The sequence below is a fragment of the Legionella sp. PC997 genome, assembly GCF_014109825.1.
GTDB lineage: Bacteria > Pseudomonadota > Gammaproteobacteria > Legionellales > Legionellaceae > Legionella.
On sequence record NZ_CP059576.1, the window covers coordinates 1037841 to 1055758 of the forward strand.

The window sequence follows — 17918 nt, forward strand, 5'->3', positions numbered from 1 at the left end:
GATTTATTACCCAATATCTGTTTCCTTCCCGCTTTTAAGGGTAACAATATCTAAAACAGGATAAGTTGAATAACAATTTATGTAACCTTACAATGTTCTTTATGAAAGTTCTTGAGTCAAGGATGCTTGGTGCGTTTTTTATTCTCCATTAGCTTATTCTTAAGTGCCATTCTGTTATTTAGTATTCAACCCATGGTCGCTAAATCTTTGTTGCCTGTTTATGGAGGAACACCGGCTGTCTGGACCATTTGTATGCTTTTTTTTCAGATGTTGCTGCTGTTCGCCTATGGATATGCTGTTGTTCTGGGGCTATTTAATAAACCTATAATATGGCGTGCGATCCATAGTTTTCTTATTCTTTTGAGTTTTATAGCTTTGCCTCTTGTATTCCGGCCTTTGATTATTGATAAGTCTCCTGAATGGAGTATTTTATCGAATTTGTTAACCCAACTGGGGTTACCTTTACTCATTATTGGTGCTTCAGCTCCATTATTACAATTTGCCTACAGTCAAACCCAAGAAAGGAATGCGGCCGATCCCTATTTTCTATATGCTGCGTCTAACCTAGGAAGTCTCCTATCTTTAATTCTTTATCCCTGGGCTATAGAACGTTTTATTGGATTAAAAAATCAATTTTATTTATGGAGTATTGGTTATGGAATTTATGTGGTTCTATTGTTCTTTATTCTTTATGCTAATCGTTATCAATCACTAAAAAAACAAAATAATTTCTTTACCTTATGGCCTTGGCAAAGCTTGTTGAATTGGATTTTTTTAAGTTTTGTTCCGTGCAGTTTAATGCTTGGCGTCACTCTATATATTACTACGGATATTGCCGCAACTCCTTTGTTTTGGGTGCTCCCCTTGGCTCTATATCTACTTACTTTTGTCCTTGCATTTACGAATAAACCTTTGATTTCGTTCCCGTGGATTGTACGAAATAGTATTTTTTTCCTTATTTTTCCCATTATTGGATTTATTTTAAATGCGGGGCAAATAAATATTTGGCAAAGTATCTTCTTTCATTTATTGAATTTTTTCATTTTGTCCCTACTTTGTCATCGCCAGTTATTTTTAGATAGGCCTAAGCCTCAATTGCTAACATTATTTTATTTTTGTTTGGCCCTGGGGGGTGTTTTAGCCGGAGTATTTAATGGAATTTTGGCGCCACATTGGTTCAATGGAATTTATGAATATCCTTTAGCAATTTTATTAAGCTTATTTGCTTTACCACAATTGCCCAAGAAAAATGGTTGGTGGGTTCCTATAGCCGTTCTGATTATTTTGTTGCTTCATTACTGCCTCTCTGGTATTCATTGGCCTGGAGGTTTTTCATCTTTTCAAATATGTGCTCTTTTGGCATTAATTATTATCGTTGTCTGGCAAAAAAGTAAAAGCAGTTTGATTGTATCTTTATTGATTTTATTTGGATTTATTTTCTTACCCTTTTCCCAAACTGAAACAATGTTAATACAGGCTCGTAATTTTTATGGGATAAAAAAAGTGATCGATAAACAAGGTACACATGTCTTAGTGAGTCAGTCTACTGTGCATGGACTGCAAGTTTTAGGAGAAAAACCGAAGGGGATGAGTACTTATTATGGAGCAATTAACCCCGTCGTGGTTGCCATGCAACAACAAAACAGCTCGTTAACAGTTACAATTATTGGTTTAGGCATTGGTACAATGCTCTGTCAATTTCGAAAAGAGGATAGGATCAAAGTGATTGAAATTGATGAGCAAGTCATTAATGTTGCAAAAAATCCTAAATTATTTACATACTTACGCGATTGTTCAGGTGTAACCATCATAAAAAACGACGGACGATTAGCATTGGAGCAATTACCTGCACATTCCCAAAATTTAGTGATTGTCGATGCTTTTAATTCAGATGCAATCCCGATACATTTATTGACTCTTGAAGCCTTTAAGTTATACCAACAGAAAATTACAAAAGACGGTGGCATATTGATTCATTTAAGTAATCGACATTTGCAATTATTACCGGTAATTAATGCTGCAGGAAAGCTTTTACAGCTGAGGGTGCTTTATGTCCATAATAAAGGTGCTTTGGCATTGAATCAATTTGATTCGGAGTGGGCTTTGTTGACGGCGAATGACCATTTGGCTTTCCAAATGGTGAAAGAAACGAATTGGCAGTTTTTTACCTCTGATAAACAATTTTTATGGACTGATGATTATTCTAATATTATCCCATTGTTAAAATGGTAGCGGAACCAGGAATTAAAAATTAGGCAGGTTGAGAAATCCCAGTTCCATAGGTGGAAATGAAGGTAAAATTCAACAAACATTAAACTTCAGCTAAGTTTCCTTTAGTTTCTAACCAAACCTTTCTATCGCCTGCCCTTTTTTTATTTAACATCATATCCATAATGGCTTCAGCTCCTTCCTCATCGTCCATAGTGAGTTGAACCAAGCGTCGGGTATTGGGATCCATCGTCGTTTCACGTAGTTGGATGGGATTCATTTCACCCAAACCTTTAAACCGTTGGACATTCGGTTTGGCGCGAGATGTTTGTGTCAGGTGGTTGAGAATCCGAGTTTTTTCTTCATCATCCAGTGCATAATAAACATCTTTACCTGCATCGATTCGATAAAGTGGGGGCATTGCAACGAACACATGCCCAGCTTGGACTAAGGGTTTAAAGTGGCGTAAAAATAAAGCGCAAATTAAAGTAGCAATATGGGCTCCATCTGAATCTGCATCTGCGAGAATACATAATTTACCGTAACGAAGCCCGCTTAGATCAGAAGAGCCAGGATCCACTCCTATAGCAACAGAAATATCATGAATTTCCTGAGATGCTAAAACTTGGGATGAATCAACCTCCCATGAATTAAGAATTTTTCCGCGTAACGGTAAAATTGCTTGGAAATCTTTATTTCGGGCTTGTTTTGCTGAACCGCCCGCGGAATCACCTTCCACTAAAAATAATTCAGCTTGGCTGAGATCAGTAAGCAAACAATCCGCTAACTTACCTGGAAGGGCGGGACCCTGACTCACTCGTTTACGTGCTACTTGTTTTGCTTGTCTTAAACGTTTTTGTGCGCGATCGATGGCCAAAGAGGCGATTGCTTCACCTTGGTTCCGATGTTGATTGAGCCATAGTGCAAAAGCGTCTTTAACGACATTACTAACAAAAGCAGAAATTTGACGGGAACTTAGGCGTTCTTTGGTTTGACCTGCAAATTGTGGCTCTTTCATTTTAACCGATAATACATACTGGCAGGGCTCCCACAGGTCATCTGCTGTAAGCTTTATTCCTCTTGGAAGTAAATTTCTTAGCTCACAAAATTCTGCCATAGCATCAAATAATCCGGAGCGTAGACCATTAACGTGGGTTCCACCTTGAATGGTTGGAATTAAATTTACATAACTTTCACTAAAACCACTAATTGAGCCATTCGACCAAACCAAGGCCCAGTCCACCGTTGCTTCATCACTTTTGAATTCACCTATGAAGGGTTCTTCAGGTAAAAAATCTCCATCAGGCAATGACTGATTTAAATAATCAATAAGACCTTGTTCAAAGCACCAATGCATTTCTTCATTAGTTGCCTTATTAATAAAAGTCATAGACAAACCCGTACAGAGTACGGCTTTAGCACGCAACACATGGGTTAAGTGTTTTACGGAGATACGAGTTGTATCAAAATACTTTGGGTTTGGCCAAAAACGGATAATTGTACCGGTGTCTCTTTTTTTAGTGAGACCTGTTTCATTTAACTCGCATAGTTTATCGCCATTGGCAAAAGACATTTGGTACACAATTCCATTACGTTTTATGGTCACATCAAGACGGTCAGAAAGAGCATTTACCACGGAAACACCCACTCCATGTAATCCACCTGAAAAACTGTAATTTTTATCAGAAAATTTACCGCCGGCATGTAATCGAGTCATAATGACTTCGACACCACTTAACCCTAACTGTGGATGTAAATCCACAGGCATGCCCCGCCCATCATCTTCCACTTCAATAGAACCATCTTCATGAAGTGTTACTCGGATATGAGTTGCAAAACCAGCCAGTACTTCATCCACACTGTTATCAATCACTTCTTGAGCTAAGTGGTTTGGACGCGTCGTATCGGTATACATGCCGGGGCGTCGTTGAACAGGTTCCAGTCCACTTAGGACTTCAATTGCTTGGGCAGTATAGTTTTCTGACATGGGTATTTCTCAAATAAAAGTTAGGTTTATTTTACCATATATTATGATACAGTAGGCGAAAGACGAATAGTTCCTTTGTAAATCTATTATAAAGATCCCCTGTTCTGCAAGCGGGAGAAACCAAGAGTTGTTATGGAGGCCTGGATTTGGCGAGTCTTAATCTGGGAGAGTAAAGAGGATTGCCTGGGCGTATCTTTGATTAACTACCACTAAGTTGAGGAAAAACTGTCTTTCCCGCTAAAGCGGAATCCATTTCTAAACAAGACATCATGCCAATCGAAGAGTTAATTCTGCCTTCGAATGACAAAGAATCCTCAAACTAATGCGGTGATGCTATGACCAGGCCAGGAGCTAAATAGAAGACCTATGCAAAAAAACAGTGCTGCAATTCATCAACTATCTGTAGCTTTTCAACAACACCATCAAACGGTGCCTGCTTTGGATGAAGTCAGCTTTAATTTATATCCTGGTGAAACCCTAGTTTTATTGGGTGAATCCGGGTGTGGCAAATCCCTCACTTCTTTAGCGTTAATGCGCTTGTTACCTAAATCCGGTGTTTATGGCGTTGATAGTGTAATCCATGTGGATGGGCAAGACATTTTGGATTTACCAGAACACATGATGCGTCAATTAAGAGGTCGCAAAATGGCTATGATTTTCCAAGAGCCAATGACTGCACTTAATCCAGTAATGACCATAGGAGAACAGTTAACCGAGGCCTTAGTAAAATGCAACTCATTTAAGAACCAAGAATTGCAAGATGCATTATTATCTTTGCTTTATGAAGTGGAAATGCCTCAACCAGAAATTAAAATTCACCAATACCCCCATCAATTATCCGGTGGACAGAAACAGCGTGTTGTTATTGCCATGGCATTGGCTTGTAAACCCGATATTTTAATTGCTGATGAACCAACCACCGCTTTGGACGTTACAATTCAAGCGCAAATTCTTGCTTTATTAAAAAAAATCCAAAAAAATCATGAAATGAGTTTATTGTTGATTACTCATGATCTAGGAGTAGTGAAAGCCATGGCATCACGCGTCTGTGTGATGTATGCAGGACAAGTGGTAGCGCAATCCTCGGTAGAAGATTTTTTTTCGCGAGTGAAACAACATCCTTATGTACAACAGTTACTGGCTTCTATACCTTCTTTAGCAAAACGCGAGGAACGTTTGTCAGTAATTCGTGGCTTGGTGCCTGCTTTAGATGAAATGCCTACAGGTTGTCGTTTTCATCCTCGTTGTATTTATGCTTTCGAACGCTGTCCGGTAGAGGAGCCGCAATTACAAAAACAACAGGGCCGATTGGTACGATGTCATCTCTATCCTGACCTCGAAGAGTTACCGCCATTACAAAAAAACAAAATTATTTGGGATGTTGGAACTACAGAGACAAAATCCATACTAACAGTCAATGATTTATGCGTAAGTTTTATTCAGAAAAAAGGCCTATTCAGTCGTCATAGAGTTTTATTTAAAGCAGTGGATGGTCTCTCATTTCGTTTATTGCAAGGAAAAACATTAGCTTTAGTGGGGGAGTCAGGATGTGGAAAAACCACTGCAAGTCGTGCATTGTTACGATTACTCCCCATTTGTGGCGGCGAAATACACTTTAAACAACAGGATGTGCGCGCATTAAAAGGGCGCTCCTTAAGAGAATATCGAAAAAAAGTACAGATTATTTTTCAGGATCCTTTTTCTTCCATGAACCCGCGCATGACAGTAGGTGAAATAATCGCCGAAGGCATGCATGCCCAAGGGATGAAGCGGTCAGTAATCAGCGCAAGACAAAAAGAACTACTGAATCAGGTGAATTTGCCAAGCAGCAGCTTACATCGTTATCCCCATCAATTTTCCGGAGGGCAACGACAAAGAATCTGTATCGCTCGCGCTCTAGCTACTGGACCAGAACTCTTAATTTGTGACGAACCAACCAGCGCTTTGGATGTTTCTGTGCAGGCCCAAATCCTTAATTTATTAAAAGAGTTACAGCAAGAAACAGGCATATCCTATCTATTTATCACGCATAATATGGGAGTGGTTTCCTATATCGCCGATGAAGTGTTGGTTATGAAGAATGGAGTGGGCGTCGAGTTTGGGAGTTGTGAATCACTTTTTAAATCCCCTAAAGAAGCTTATACCAAGCAGCTTTTGAATGCTGTTTTGGATGTTTTTTAATCATCTATCTAAGTAAGTACTCTCTTTTTCCGTATTTTATTCATTAAAAATGTGATATATTTGCGCACTATTTGGATAATAAAGTCTTTGTATTTATTATTTGGGGGACATGGTTTCATGAGAATCACTGTAGGCGAATATAGCTTTAATAATATCGAGAATTTTACTGCCTATTTAGAAAAGACCTACGAGCAAGATAAGTTGGTTTCTGGCGAAGTCACTTTATCTGTGACGTGTGATGCATTTAACCAAGAAGAATTCAATAAATGGGTTGATTTCGTTTCAAAACCAGAACGTACGAGACTTTACAAATTTGAAATTAAACCACCAGAGACCCGATATCAACTTGCTTTTGATAATGCTTATTTGTTTAGTAAACGACAAAGATTTTCTCTCGAGTTCCAACAACAAGTAGCGGAGCTCTCTAACGCAGCAAATTTTTTTGATCCGCATACCAATAAAATACGAAAAGCGAAAAAAAATTGGATCGAGGGTATAAAAAGTCCCAGTATGGGTTTACAGCTCCAATATCAAATTCCGGTTCAACATGAAGCCCATCAATACCAAAAAGCGACGCTACGTAAGCGTAAAAATAATGATGAACCTTATCAACACCCAGAACAAGGTCCTTTGGCGCAAGTTCCTGACTTTGCGCCAGAAAATCCACGGACTGTTGTTGGTTCTTATCGCCAATTCAGTTTCTTGAAAAAAGATTTGGAAGCTAAGGCTCATTATAGGAAAGAGTTCAATAATTTATTGAATGAGAGTAGTTCGCCCGAACAACTCCAAGAAGCTTTTCTTATCTTCTTGTCTGAGGTGACAGGAACTAATGCACCCCAATTGAAGAAAATAGAAAGATTACTCCAGACAATACCTTTATCTGACCTTAATTATAAAGGTCTAGCTCAAGTGTTTATTCATACTGGAACGGATGGTGTTTTCCTGTTATTGCACCATCTTAAGGAATTACACGATAAGGAATTGTTGAAAGACTTTAATAAGCTATTTCTTGATAAACCCGAAGACTATCTTGCTCTAATGTCACGCCAAGGCTTGGCAAATCTTAAAAAGTTGAGTGAATTAAGCCCTGAACAGCACATATGGTGGACTACTTTAGTTTCTAAACATAAAGCAACAGGTGCTCGTACTGAATTTAACGATTTATTTGAAGCCTATGATTATTTTCTGAAAGAGCTGGAGAAGAATGAACTGACCTTACCTTTCTCCTCTACATTAGAAAACATTGATCTTATGAAGCCTGCCTTAAATCATCTACTGTTCATAATAAATAACAGTAGTGATCCAGAAGAGCAATTGACTTGTTTAGATCGGTTAGATCTAAAAGGTGCCTATCATGCCAGTCGTTATAACGATTATAAACTAGTATCAAGGCAGATGAATTTAATAGCCGATATCGGTGAAGAAGACCTTGATTATTCAACCCCAACATTGCCTAAAGATCTGAGCGTTTGGTTTAGTCAAAAAGATCTTCCCTATGAAGTGGCTGTAACTCAATTCTATCGTTTCATTGGCACGCAGGAGTGGGCATTTAGTCTGGATGTATATCAAAAGATTGAGCGTGAAATTAGTAACGATCGAAAGTGGAGTACCCAGAATAAAGTATTATTACTCAATATCGCTGCGTTAATGACAACGGGGCAGAAGGCATGTACTCAAACAGAAAACCCTTATCCCCACTTTAAAAGTTTGCTTAACAAATTTTCGGCAATAGCCAATCACTTTGAGGAGCACAAAGACCAGGTATCAATGGTCCTTTCTGTTTTTTTAACTGCTCTAGGGAATATCAGTTGGGAGTTAATGCCTACTGCTGAGGAATTGGTAAGGCTTATTGATTTCCTGATACTCACCCAAAAATCGAACGTCGCACAATCAGAACAAGCACAGCGTGATTTTAATACAGCATGTATTCTTGCTTTGAATCTCGGGATGAAATATGGTAAAGCAGCTTCATCCATCTTCAGCAATTACGAACGGCGTTTGGGTATAGAAGAAACTCAAACCGTACCCATTCAGAAATTTCCTTTTTCTTCGTTGCTTCAACATTTAGTTCCTCCTTCTAAATTAGATACTTTTTTATCTGAGCTTTTTCATGACCAACCTGAGTCATTATCTCCGTTTGTGACACTTCTCTCTTTTTTGAACGATGAAGTATCTAATGCATCACAATATGACGAAGACGATAGTGAGTTTGAAGTAAAAATAAAGACCTTGGCAGAAGCTATGCACCTCTTGCCTGCCAAGCTTAGAGGACAACTATTAGAAATTCTCATCGATATCAACATAGAAGCATCTTATCGCTTGCCTTCTGTTGCCCAATTGATAGAAATTGTAAATTCAGTGATTAAGGAAGCAGAGAAATTAGAGGGTTTACCTCAAGTTGAAGCGCAAAATAAGGTACTTCGAACAATGGTTTGTTCTAAATTGCCTGAGGTAAAAATAGGAAAGGATAATGTTAGCGAACCAGTAATTAATCTTTTTAGCATACTCGAACAAACTTATGATGATTGGCAACTCCAAGAGAGGTTTGAAAATTTTCCCGAAAAATTAAACGGATATTTGGAATCCTGGATAGGTTCTCATCAAGTTGTACGGTGGTATTTGAGACAACGTCCTGTTAATGCTCAAAGAGTTTTCGAGGTTTTGGCTGAGGAAGAACAAGACGCAAAGAATTTATTAAGCAGTAAGTGGTTTTTATGGACTTTATCTGGATTTCCAGAAGAAAAAAAACAAATGGATGAGGTTTTGGGTACTGCATTTTTTATACAGAAATCCTTCATGTCAGTTTTGAAACCCAAAATAGAGGCCGGTTGCCAAGCCAGTTTAAGAACCGCTATAAATACATTACAAACATCAAATAAAGAGTTTGACAGTTTTCTATTGAAGCAAATTGACGATTTAGACCCTGAACTACCTACTGACGAAGCACTGTTGAAATTGGAAGAACAATTAAAGGCAGTGAATGGATTAATTAATTCCTTAATTCGTATTAAAAACCGAAGCAACATTGAATTTCACCGTTCTATTTCCTTACTAACCGATCTCATTAAGTCCACAGTATTTGAAAAAAATTCGCAAACAGTGGCTCAGATCACTAATTTACTGGATGCTTTAAATCAAGAAAAAACGGGTTCAGTGTCATCTCCCTTAGCAATTATATGCAAAATATTAAAAGAAACACCGGAATACTCAACACGCCAGCTACAAAATGCCTTAAGCGAGGTTGCTTATCTAACAAAACACCGCGAAATTCTTGGGGAAGAGGCATTCGAACTTCTATTGCGTGGTTCATTCAGCCATAATTTAACTCAGAAATCCTTATTCCCATTAAAAAACTTGATGGGATTGAAATGTTTAGCAGGTGTGGATAAACAGCAGTCTGAAGATTTGTTTGATGCGTTAATCAATGGAATAAAGAAAGCAGGTCCGAGTCTTAATGAAGGTTTACTAAAAAAAGTTATTAATAAAACAGTATCGGTTATTCAGTCGAAAGCCGAGGTGGTCTCACTGGTCCCTTTACTTACTTTATTAATGAAATCATGTAATACGTGCGCTAAAGATGAGTTAACACGTTATTACAATTTACTCTGTACGTTAGAACGTACAGATGATTCTGATTTAAGTAATTGGGCCAAAATATTAATTATATTGGGTGAGCAGACACCGGATGCAAATCTTCATCGCTTGTTGGAAGTTCAATCAGGACTTGAGTTAAATTCACTAAATCTTTCGGAGCTATCGCAATTATTCGATTATCCTCCTTATCCAGATCTGGAATCATTTATCGATGTATTACATGGATATGTTAAAGATCTTTGTGCTTATGCTGAGGCCTTTGATAAGGATCCTAAATCTGCCCGGGTACCGCAAAAAAATGCATTTAATATTATTTTAAAAGACACCAACCAAGTTCTTAATGAACAATTTGATACTTCGCGCGTTGCCAAAGTGATTACCAATATTAAAAATATTGTTGAAGGAACTGAGTTAAGTGATCAGGAGCAATATGATTTAGCACAACAAGTAATTTATATTAATTCAATAGGAAGAGAAAAACCTTTAACTTTAGCTGTAGGAAATGATCCATCAACTTATCAAATAACAGTCTACGAGGATTTGACCCTAGTAAGTCGCTCAGACTTACGTGAATTGTCCGATACTCTGATTTCTGTACTTAGAACATCCCCTTTGGATGCTCATGAGAAATTAAAAGCTCAATTGAGATTGCTTGCTGTATTACGTGAACAGTACTCTCGAGCTACAGGAGTTTTTGTTGATACCACCCAGCTGATTGCTATTTTAATGGCAATAAAAAATCGGAACAGCAATATGCTGATGGAACTCAATACCGATGAAAGCAGGATAGCCACTGCATTGTTTTCTGTAATGCAATGGGTTGAGGCCGATGGTGGGTCTGTTGATGTCTGTGCCCCAAACCGTGATTTGATGATTCAGAGTTATCAACAGGATGAAGATTTTTTTGTTTCCCTAGGGATCCCTTCTAGATGTGTGGGAGTGAGTTCCCCCAAAGGAACTTATCAAGTGGGTGGAATAAATTATTCTACTATAGGGGATCTGGCTTCATATCGCTCTCGTGCCAAAACCGAAAATGAAGACATGACACGTAATAAGGATGGTCATCCTGTATCGAGTAATTTAATCCTTCTTGGTTCTGATTTCTCAGAATTAGACGAAAAGACTTTGTTTCATCTCGCTCTTAAGTACGAAGGTGAGGATGAGAGCAGCTCTTATACCTGGGTTTATCCTTTAATTAATGAATTCATTAATCAAAAACGATTTAAAACTCTCGAAAAAGGCTGGAGCGAAGATCGAGATATAATCCAGTTAAGAGAGTTCCTAGACAGGCATGCGCCTACAGGTTTGCATAAAAAACAGTTAAACTCGTTACCGGATAAGAAATTTAGCCTATGGATTAATGCCGCTATAGAGGCACAACGTTTCATTGAAGGGGAAGATTTTATTATTCCTCCTTCTAAAACAGCACGGCATGTTGCTATTCCCTTAAATCAAAAAACCTCTCAAAATGATTTAACTTTTGTGACACATCAATTTCTGCATGCCCGTTTGCAAAAGAAATATCCGGACTGGGAGTTCGTTATTGAACCTGAGCTCCACTGTGTAGATTATGTATCAACCAGGGAATGCATTGAGCACTATAAAAAACAAGGACGCATTTTAAGTCTCTCGAACACTTTAAATCGAAAAGAGAGATTAGTGGAACAATGTAATAAATTCGATATAGATATCGCATGCACCATTCCATCACATGTAAGAAACAAACGTGAGGAACTGACTACAAAATCTATTGCAAATAAAACAGCTCACCTAAGTGCTGTAAAAACCGCGATTAAGCAAGCACAAGCAGGGCAACCGATCGTCCTATTCGCGAACGATGTTAATGAAGTAAAATTTCTTGAAGAAAAACTAAAAAACCAATTTCGTAAAAGCCATATTGCAGCATTTACTGGTACTGAATCAGTGGCAGAACGAAAAAAATGGATGAATGAGCAGTCAGGAAAACCAAATACAATAACGATTACTATGGCTACACTGGCACAAAGCGCTGATTTTATAACTCCGCATCCAAAGGGATTTTTAGCGATTCACACCTCTTTAGATCTACGAGCAGCAAAACGAATCACTCGCTGTGTTGGTGGCGAGGGCAAGCCAGCTACCTATGTGGTACTTACTGAAAAACAAGACGCCTTCGTTCTTGAATCTGGATTCTATAGGACCCAAAGTGAACGGAAAGAACTACTTCTTTCTTTGGCAGAACTGCAACGCCAACAAAATGAAGAAATTGCAGTGACCAATCATTACAAGCAAAAAGTAACCGACCTACAACAAGTTGTTTTGCAACAATTCCAAGACTGGAAAGAGTTTTTACATCTTGTTTATCCAAAGTCCGAATGGCGAACACTAGATGCCGAGTTAGTAGTCCAACGAGAAGATTTGATTCGTTCTTTGAGAGAGCATTGGGATCAATGCTTAGAAAACTCTGATCCACGAAAAAAATACCCTAATCCATATATACGTCGTACCGAAAATAAGAAGTTACATACGAACGCATTAGAGCACTCAATAGCCACCTACGAAATTGCGGTACGTTCTATTTGGGAGCAGCATCGTGTGCTTCTCAAAGAAAAAGCGCAGGGCTTTTTAACAGAAGGTTCAGTGAATGCATTGCGCTGTCAGTATCTGGATCAGGTATCTTTAACTGAGCAATTAAAATTTAATCGATTGGCTGCGCGCATAGGCAAGAAAGAAATGTTTGCCAAGAAGAAAAAATCGTGCCGTTATGTAGAGTCCGGATTAGATATAAACGGAGCGATGTTACGATTTACCGACGGTGATGTAGAAAGCTACCGGGAAGCGTTTGCTAAAAACCAAGTGAAATTATTAGCGAAAGATATTAGCGGGATTATAGAAAATAATCCTCATTTAAAGAACATCGTACGATCCATATTGGTTCAGCAAGTGATGAATGTAAAAAATCTAGATAATCTCGTTGTTTTTTTATTGGATTATGCCACTAAAGACTTGCCTGAAGAACGATTTAGTGAAAAGTACGCCATGCAACCTGTAATTCAAGAGTTGTTGCGTGTATATCAAGAAACGGGCCTTGAGGAACCAAGCGAGCTGAAAGATTTAAAAGCAGTGTATATTGATGGAGTACTCGCAGAACTTGTTGATGAATTGCAAACAAGTCTTTCCTGGGCTAATGAAAAATACCGGGGCCTAGGATACTGGCTCGAACGTACCGCTGTAACTGACGCAGCTAAAGATATATTGAGTGCGGCACATAGGTTAGCAGATGCCGACTTATTAAAGGGAGCTGAAAAACTTAGTGCCCAACAAAGTGCAATCAGAAATTTGTACCAAGTATTGGCAGAACATGAATCGCAACTTGAAAATTTATGGATATTTCCTTTAGGGCACAAGAATACACGTACCCTAATTAAAGAAACTTTGAAAACTCTTGATGGACTAACAGTTATTGGTTCAAAACGAAATAAATTAGATGCTGATTTCATACAGGATTGTAAAGAAGAATCGATTTGCGCAATAACGAAAAGAAAATTTAATTCTGCGATCCAAGCCCTGGAAGAGACGGAAAAAGGTTTACAGAAAAATAGGGATTGGGTTGCAATTAAGGATTCATTAAATGCAGTCCGAGCAGAAAGCAATTCGATATATGCTTTTCATGAAATGTATCATGTTCTCTCGAATAAAATGAACGAACTCACAAGGAAAAATTCTAAATTACAGGGACCTGTAGCTCGATTACGCGCAGAGGTGCGACATCTTTGTGAATCGTTAAGTCAGGAACATAAAGAACTACTGAATACAAGTAAGTATCTAAGATGTAAAGCTGAAAACCTTCATGAAAAACTTAATGGACTAAATGGCTTTAAGGTTGACAATGTTAAACTCAAGGAAGGGGATAATGGCTCTACTCATTATTTTGATTTAGTGATTGAAGGCACTGGTTCACATCCATTACTGCGACATTTTACTCATTATAATTCACCAACTCAGCATTTAAAGGAGCAACGAGATTGTTTGGAAGAACGTTTAATTGCAATAAAAGATAGACTGAGCGCTTTGAACCAATTGATAAAAGAACAAGTACCTCTACTTAAATGGGAATCAAGAAATAAGACAAGTGTGGCTAAGTTTCCCGAGCAGTTTCAGCATCAGGTCAATGAACTTTTTAGTTTAAAAGAATTGGTAACAGAGCAGATACCTGAAAATTTAGATTCCTTCCCTGAACCCGTTCGTAAACATTTTCATGACAGAGAATTGATTAAAAAATTTAATTTTCCTGATTTAGAAGAAGAAGAAATAGAACAAATTCAAGATATAATGTTAAAGATCGGATTCCGGGACTTGCATGAACGGATTATGGAAGGAAGAGAGCCTAAAAGTTTATGGGGCAATATTTCTGCCTACATGTGGAGCTATGTATTTACACCCGAAACTATGGATGATTTGCGGCGAGAGTTTAACGAATTAAGAAAAAGACCGATGAGAAATTTAAAGGATGCATTCCGTCCGGATATTGAAAAAAAACAGAATGCCTTAGCGGGGCAACTTGACCAATTACGACAACAATTAGAAGAGCAAGCTGAATCGTTGAAACAACAAGTTGCATTTTTGAATGAGAAAATTGTCGAGGAAGGGAGCAAAGAAAGGGTTTATGCGCTGCGAATTACAGATATGGCACAGCTGGTGGAATTTGAAAAAGAATTAATGGCGGTTAAATCAAAACAAGCAGTGAAAGGAACTCTCCAAGTGCCTTCCAAATCTAAGGTGCCTCTATCACCTTTATCTCTTGATAATCATGAAACAGTACTCGAATCAGTAACTCTAGTTATTTAATAAGTTGTAGCGCGGGTAACCGCGCTTCTCAATTAAGGCTTATTTAAATATAAGTACTTCTCCAAATACCCTATTTGTTTAAATATTGAACTATACTCAAATTTAGGTGCTGTTGAAATTTTGGAATAGCAATGTTATCTCAAGATGTAGTAAAAGTTATTGATACTATAAGCGAAAAAATTGAAACAAGTGATTTTGAATCATTAACTTTTGAAGATATAAAAAATGCATGTTTTATGGTGATGGGTCAAATTGAGCATATAAAAACCAGCAACCCATTTCCTACAGAACAGCATGCGAAAGAAAAGGACCTAATTGCCTATAAGCGTATTGTGATGCATTTAGTGGAATGGCAAGCCAGATTTATAGAAATGAAGAAAAGTAATGTGTTAGGAAATTACATTGCAGATTTAAATTTCTTACGAGATATGGTTCATTCCATTCCTGACGTACTAGGAGATGTTTACAAAGAAAAAATAGAAAAAATAAATTTCTACATTTCTCAGATACTTGCGCATATAAATAAGCTAAAAGTTAAATTACTTGAAGCGAATTGTTTTGATATTGCTTTAATGGCACATGCACAATGTGCTTATGAAGTCACTTTTTTGTATTCTAAATTACTTGAAATGCATTACACCGAGAAAATGCGTTATTCAGTAGTTATCAAAGGTTATTTTGAAGCAATTCAAGAGACGTTTGATTTTTATTTAAAAGAAATAACCTATTTTCGGGATCTTGAGATTACCAATGCAAAATTTTTAAGCTACTGTGTAATGAATTACCTCCCTAAAAACGTACGCCACTGACACTTACTCGCTTCCAATTACTCGATTAAATCCTGTTATTCAATTGAAAAATCCTTACTTAGTTGATCACAATTAGATCGTACAGAATAAAAAATACTATACTTTAGTGAAATATGAGCAATTAACGGGTAATGAGTGATGGGAATTCTTCATATATCACCAGACGAGCATTTAAAACGGGTTATGGGCAATCCCAGTGATGCCATCTTAAAACAACGTGAATTATCTGAAGCAACCTATCCTCTTTTGATTTCTTATTTAGAATGGCTGCGTAGAGTCAATTCGATCCAGAATAAAAACGATGTAATTCGTCAAAATGAACAAGTTTTAAGTGAATTTATTCATTTGTGTGAGCACAATTTACTATTTTTTCTTACGGTAACTGGGCGATTTGATATCATCCGCTCGCTTTTTGAAGATAAGGATTTAGTGGCGAAGGAAATTGCATTACTTGAGGAAATCGAAAAAGAACAAGCTCAGGCTGCAGCACATCAACAGGATTTTGTCTTTGTTCCTCGAAAAAAAGAGGCATCAATGCCACAATCTGAGGTGTCTAAATCATTTCCTCCTCCCACTTCTGAATGGGAAAAATCACTTTATGGTTTAACTAACATGGAGTTATATCGATATTATGAAGATGAAATGAGACGGATTACTCATAACTACCACACAAAACAAATAAAACGAATCGATGCGGTTTATGATCAACATCTAAATTTAATGCGTGAGGCATTAGATGTAATTGATCAAGATGAAAGTATTAGCGAAGAAACAAAACAAAAAGCGGTATCTCTTTATAAAAATTTAGTTGTACTAAGAGAGACAATGGATGCGCAATGTCATGAGGCAACTTCAATGGATGGAGAACCCCTCCTAGAAATACAAATCCTTGAAAAACAACATCAGATCAAAGAAGAAAAATTTAAGGAAGCGCAAAATGCTTTGAGCTCATTTTTTGAAGAAGTCCGCGATGAATCACCTCAATTACAAAAGATTTATGAGCAACATCAAACCATTACCCTGAATTTTCAACAAGAAAGTGAAGCGATTCAAAGGGAATGGAAACAGGCGATGGAGGAGTTATCTGTCCATTACGAGACTTCCCGGGAGCATGCTTTAGAGGATGTAAACGTTAGCTTGAGTTTAATAATAGATGAATTAAAAAAGTGTCCCGTTGATGAATTGAATGAGGAGCAAATCAACAAACTGGATATGAGCTTAATGCAATTAGAAAAATATAAAGAAGAATTAAAAACAGTTAAGAATTATGATTCCACTCAGGTTTTATTAAACCAATGTAATAAAGAACTAGAAAATTTAGTGAGTATTGTTGAACCAATATTGCCAGAAGATGCAAAACAACGTTTTGATATTAATGTAAAATTAATAAAAAAAATGTTTACCTTAGCTCCAATAAATTCTTCTCTAGTTCAAGAAACCCTTGATGTGGATGCTAAAACTTCTCTCCCTGTACCTACTGAGCCAGCATTGGAAGAAAATGTGAGTTTAAAATCAAGCACACCGGTAATCGAACCTCCGAGCAAAGAGCAAGACCTTGGTCTTAAATCAAGTTCGTTTACGGATGAGATTAAGACTGAAAAACATCAGGATTCTAAAGTATTTAATGAAGAACCCTCCATTCCTTTTATGGCTACAACGCGAGATGTGGACTTAAAATCGAGTAGTTCTGCGGTCGAGGTTATGAATGGGAAGTCCAAAGATATTCTTGATGAAAAAACTCAGAGTGTTCCTTTGCCAGAAGCGCAAAATATCGATGCGAAACCCAGTACATCAATTATTGAACTTGCGAGTCTTAAAAAAGATGAGTCTGAAGTTGAACCCAGTGGAGAGTCTCGAAATTCATTACACGTTCAACGCTATCGATTTTTTATGAATACTATAAGGGATGGTAGTGAACTCATTGAGTTTGATTCAGAAAAACAGCGTAATTATGAATCCATGATCGAAGAATTATCCACTGTTTTAAGTGAATTAAATGAAGAAGTTGAACCGGAAATCGCAGAAAAAATAAAAAGAATCGAAGATCTGATTGAAGATGTAAAATCCATTGGCTTTGATAAAGCATATCCATCTCAAATTCAAAAAATTTGTGAGGCATGTAACGTTTTAGGCATTGATTATGAACCTTTAAATCAAGTAAAAGATAATCTCGCCTCTATGTTTCAGTTCCCAAATAGCCCTCAAAGTAGTTTGGGGATGTAAATGATTTTTGTATCATAATTGAAATTTTATACCACATCATGCCTCTTTTTTGCTATAATATGTGCAATTTTTTATAAAAGGGAGAGGAA

At 37.4% G+C, this 17918-nt stretch carries 6 protein-coding genes; 5 read left to right on the forward strand and 1 reads right to left on the reverse strand.

The genetic code is table 11. The features are described 5' to 3' along the window. The first annotated feature begins 126 nt into the window (after window positions 1-126). Window positions 127-2232 (forward strand): fused MFS/spermidine synthase, encoded by a 2106-nt coding sequence (locus HBNCFIEN_RS04335; protein ID WP_182393604.1) that lies wholly within the window; start codon window positions 127-129, stop codon window positions 2230-2232. 79 nt (window positions 2233-2311) lie between these two features. Here HBNCFIEN_RS04335 and parE read toward each other — a convergent pair whose 3' ends face one another. Continuing rightward, window positions 2312-4195 carry a DNA topoisomerase IV subunit B gene (gene parE / locus HBNCFIEN_RS04340; protein ID WP_182392857.1) on the reverse strand — a complete coding sequence of 628 codons (1884 nt, stop codon included), beginning with the start codon at window positions 4193-4195 and terminating at the stop codon, window positions 2312-2314. Window positions 4196-4561: 366 nt separating this feature from the next. Here parE and HBNCFIEN_RS04345 point away from each other — a divergent pair, with 366 nt between their 5' ends. From HBNCFIEN_RS04345 to HBNCFIEN_RS04360, 4 genes are all read left to right on the forward strand, one after another. Then, window positions 4562-6376 carry an ABC transporter ATP-binding protein gene (locus HBNCFIEN_RS04345; protein WP_182392858.1) on the forward strand — a complete coding sequence of 605 codons (1815 nt, stop codon included), beginning with the start codon at window positions 4562-4564 and terminating at the stop codon, window positions 6374-6376. Window positions 6377-6493: 117 nt separating this feature from the next. Then, window positions 6494-14797 (forward strand): hypothetical protein, encoded by an 8304-nt coding sequence (locus HBNCFIEN_RS04350; RefSeq protein ID WP_182392859.1) that lies wholly within the window; start codon window positions 6494-6496, stop codon window positions 14795-14797. A 131-nt stretch (window positions 14798-14928) separates the two neighbouring features. Continuing rightward, complete coding sequence (locus HBNCFIEN_RS04355) at window positions 14929-15606, forward strand: hypothetical protein (protein WP_182392860.1); 678 nt, start codon at window positions 14929-14931, stop codon at window positions 15604-15606. Between the two features lie 138 nt (window positions 15607-15744). Continuing rightward, window positions 15745-17829, forward strand: a complete 2085-nt coding sequence (locus tag HBNCFIEN_RS04360; RefSeq protein WP_182392861.1) for a hypothetical protein — start codon at window positions 15745-15747, stop codon at window positions 17827-17829. Window positions 17830-17918: the final 89 nt, after the last annotated feature.

Excerpts from the sequence above, each read along its gene's own strand:
- parE (WP_182392857.1), bottom strand. The coding sequence starts at position 4,195 with ATGTCAGAAAACTATACTGCCCAAGCAATTGAAGTCCTAAGTGGACTG.
- HBNCFIEN_RS04345 (WP_182392858.1), top strand. The coding sequence starts at position 4,562 with ATGCAAAAAAACAGTGCTGCAATTCATCAACTATCTGTAGCTTTTCAA.
- HBNCFIEN_RS04350 (WP_182392859.1), top strand. The coding sequence starts at position 6,494 with ATGAGAATCACTGTAGGCGAATATAGCTTTAATAATATCGAGAATTTT.
- HBNCFIEN_RS04355 (WP_182392860.1), top strand. The coding sequence starts at position 14,929 with ATGTTATCTCAAGATGTAGTAAAAGTTATTGATACTATAAGCGAAAAA.
- HBNCFIEN_RS04360 (WP_182392861.1), top strand. The coding sequence starts at position 15,745 with ATGGGAATTCTTCATATATCACCAGACGAGCATTTAAAACGGGTTATG.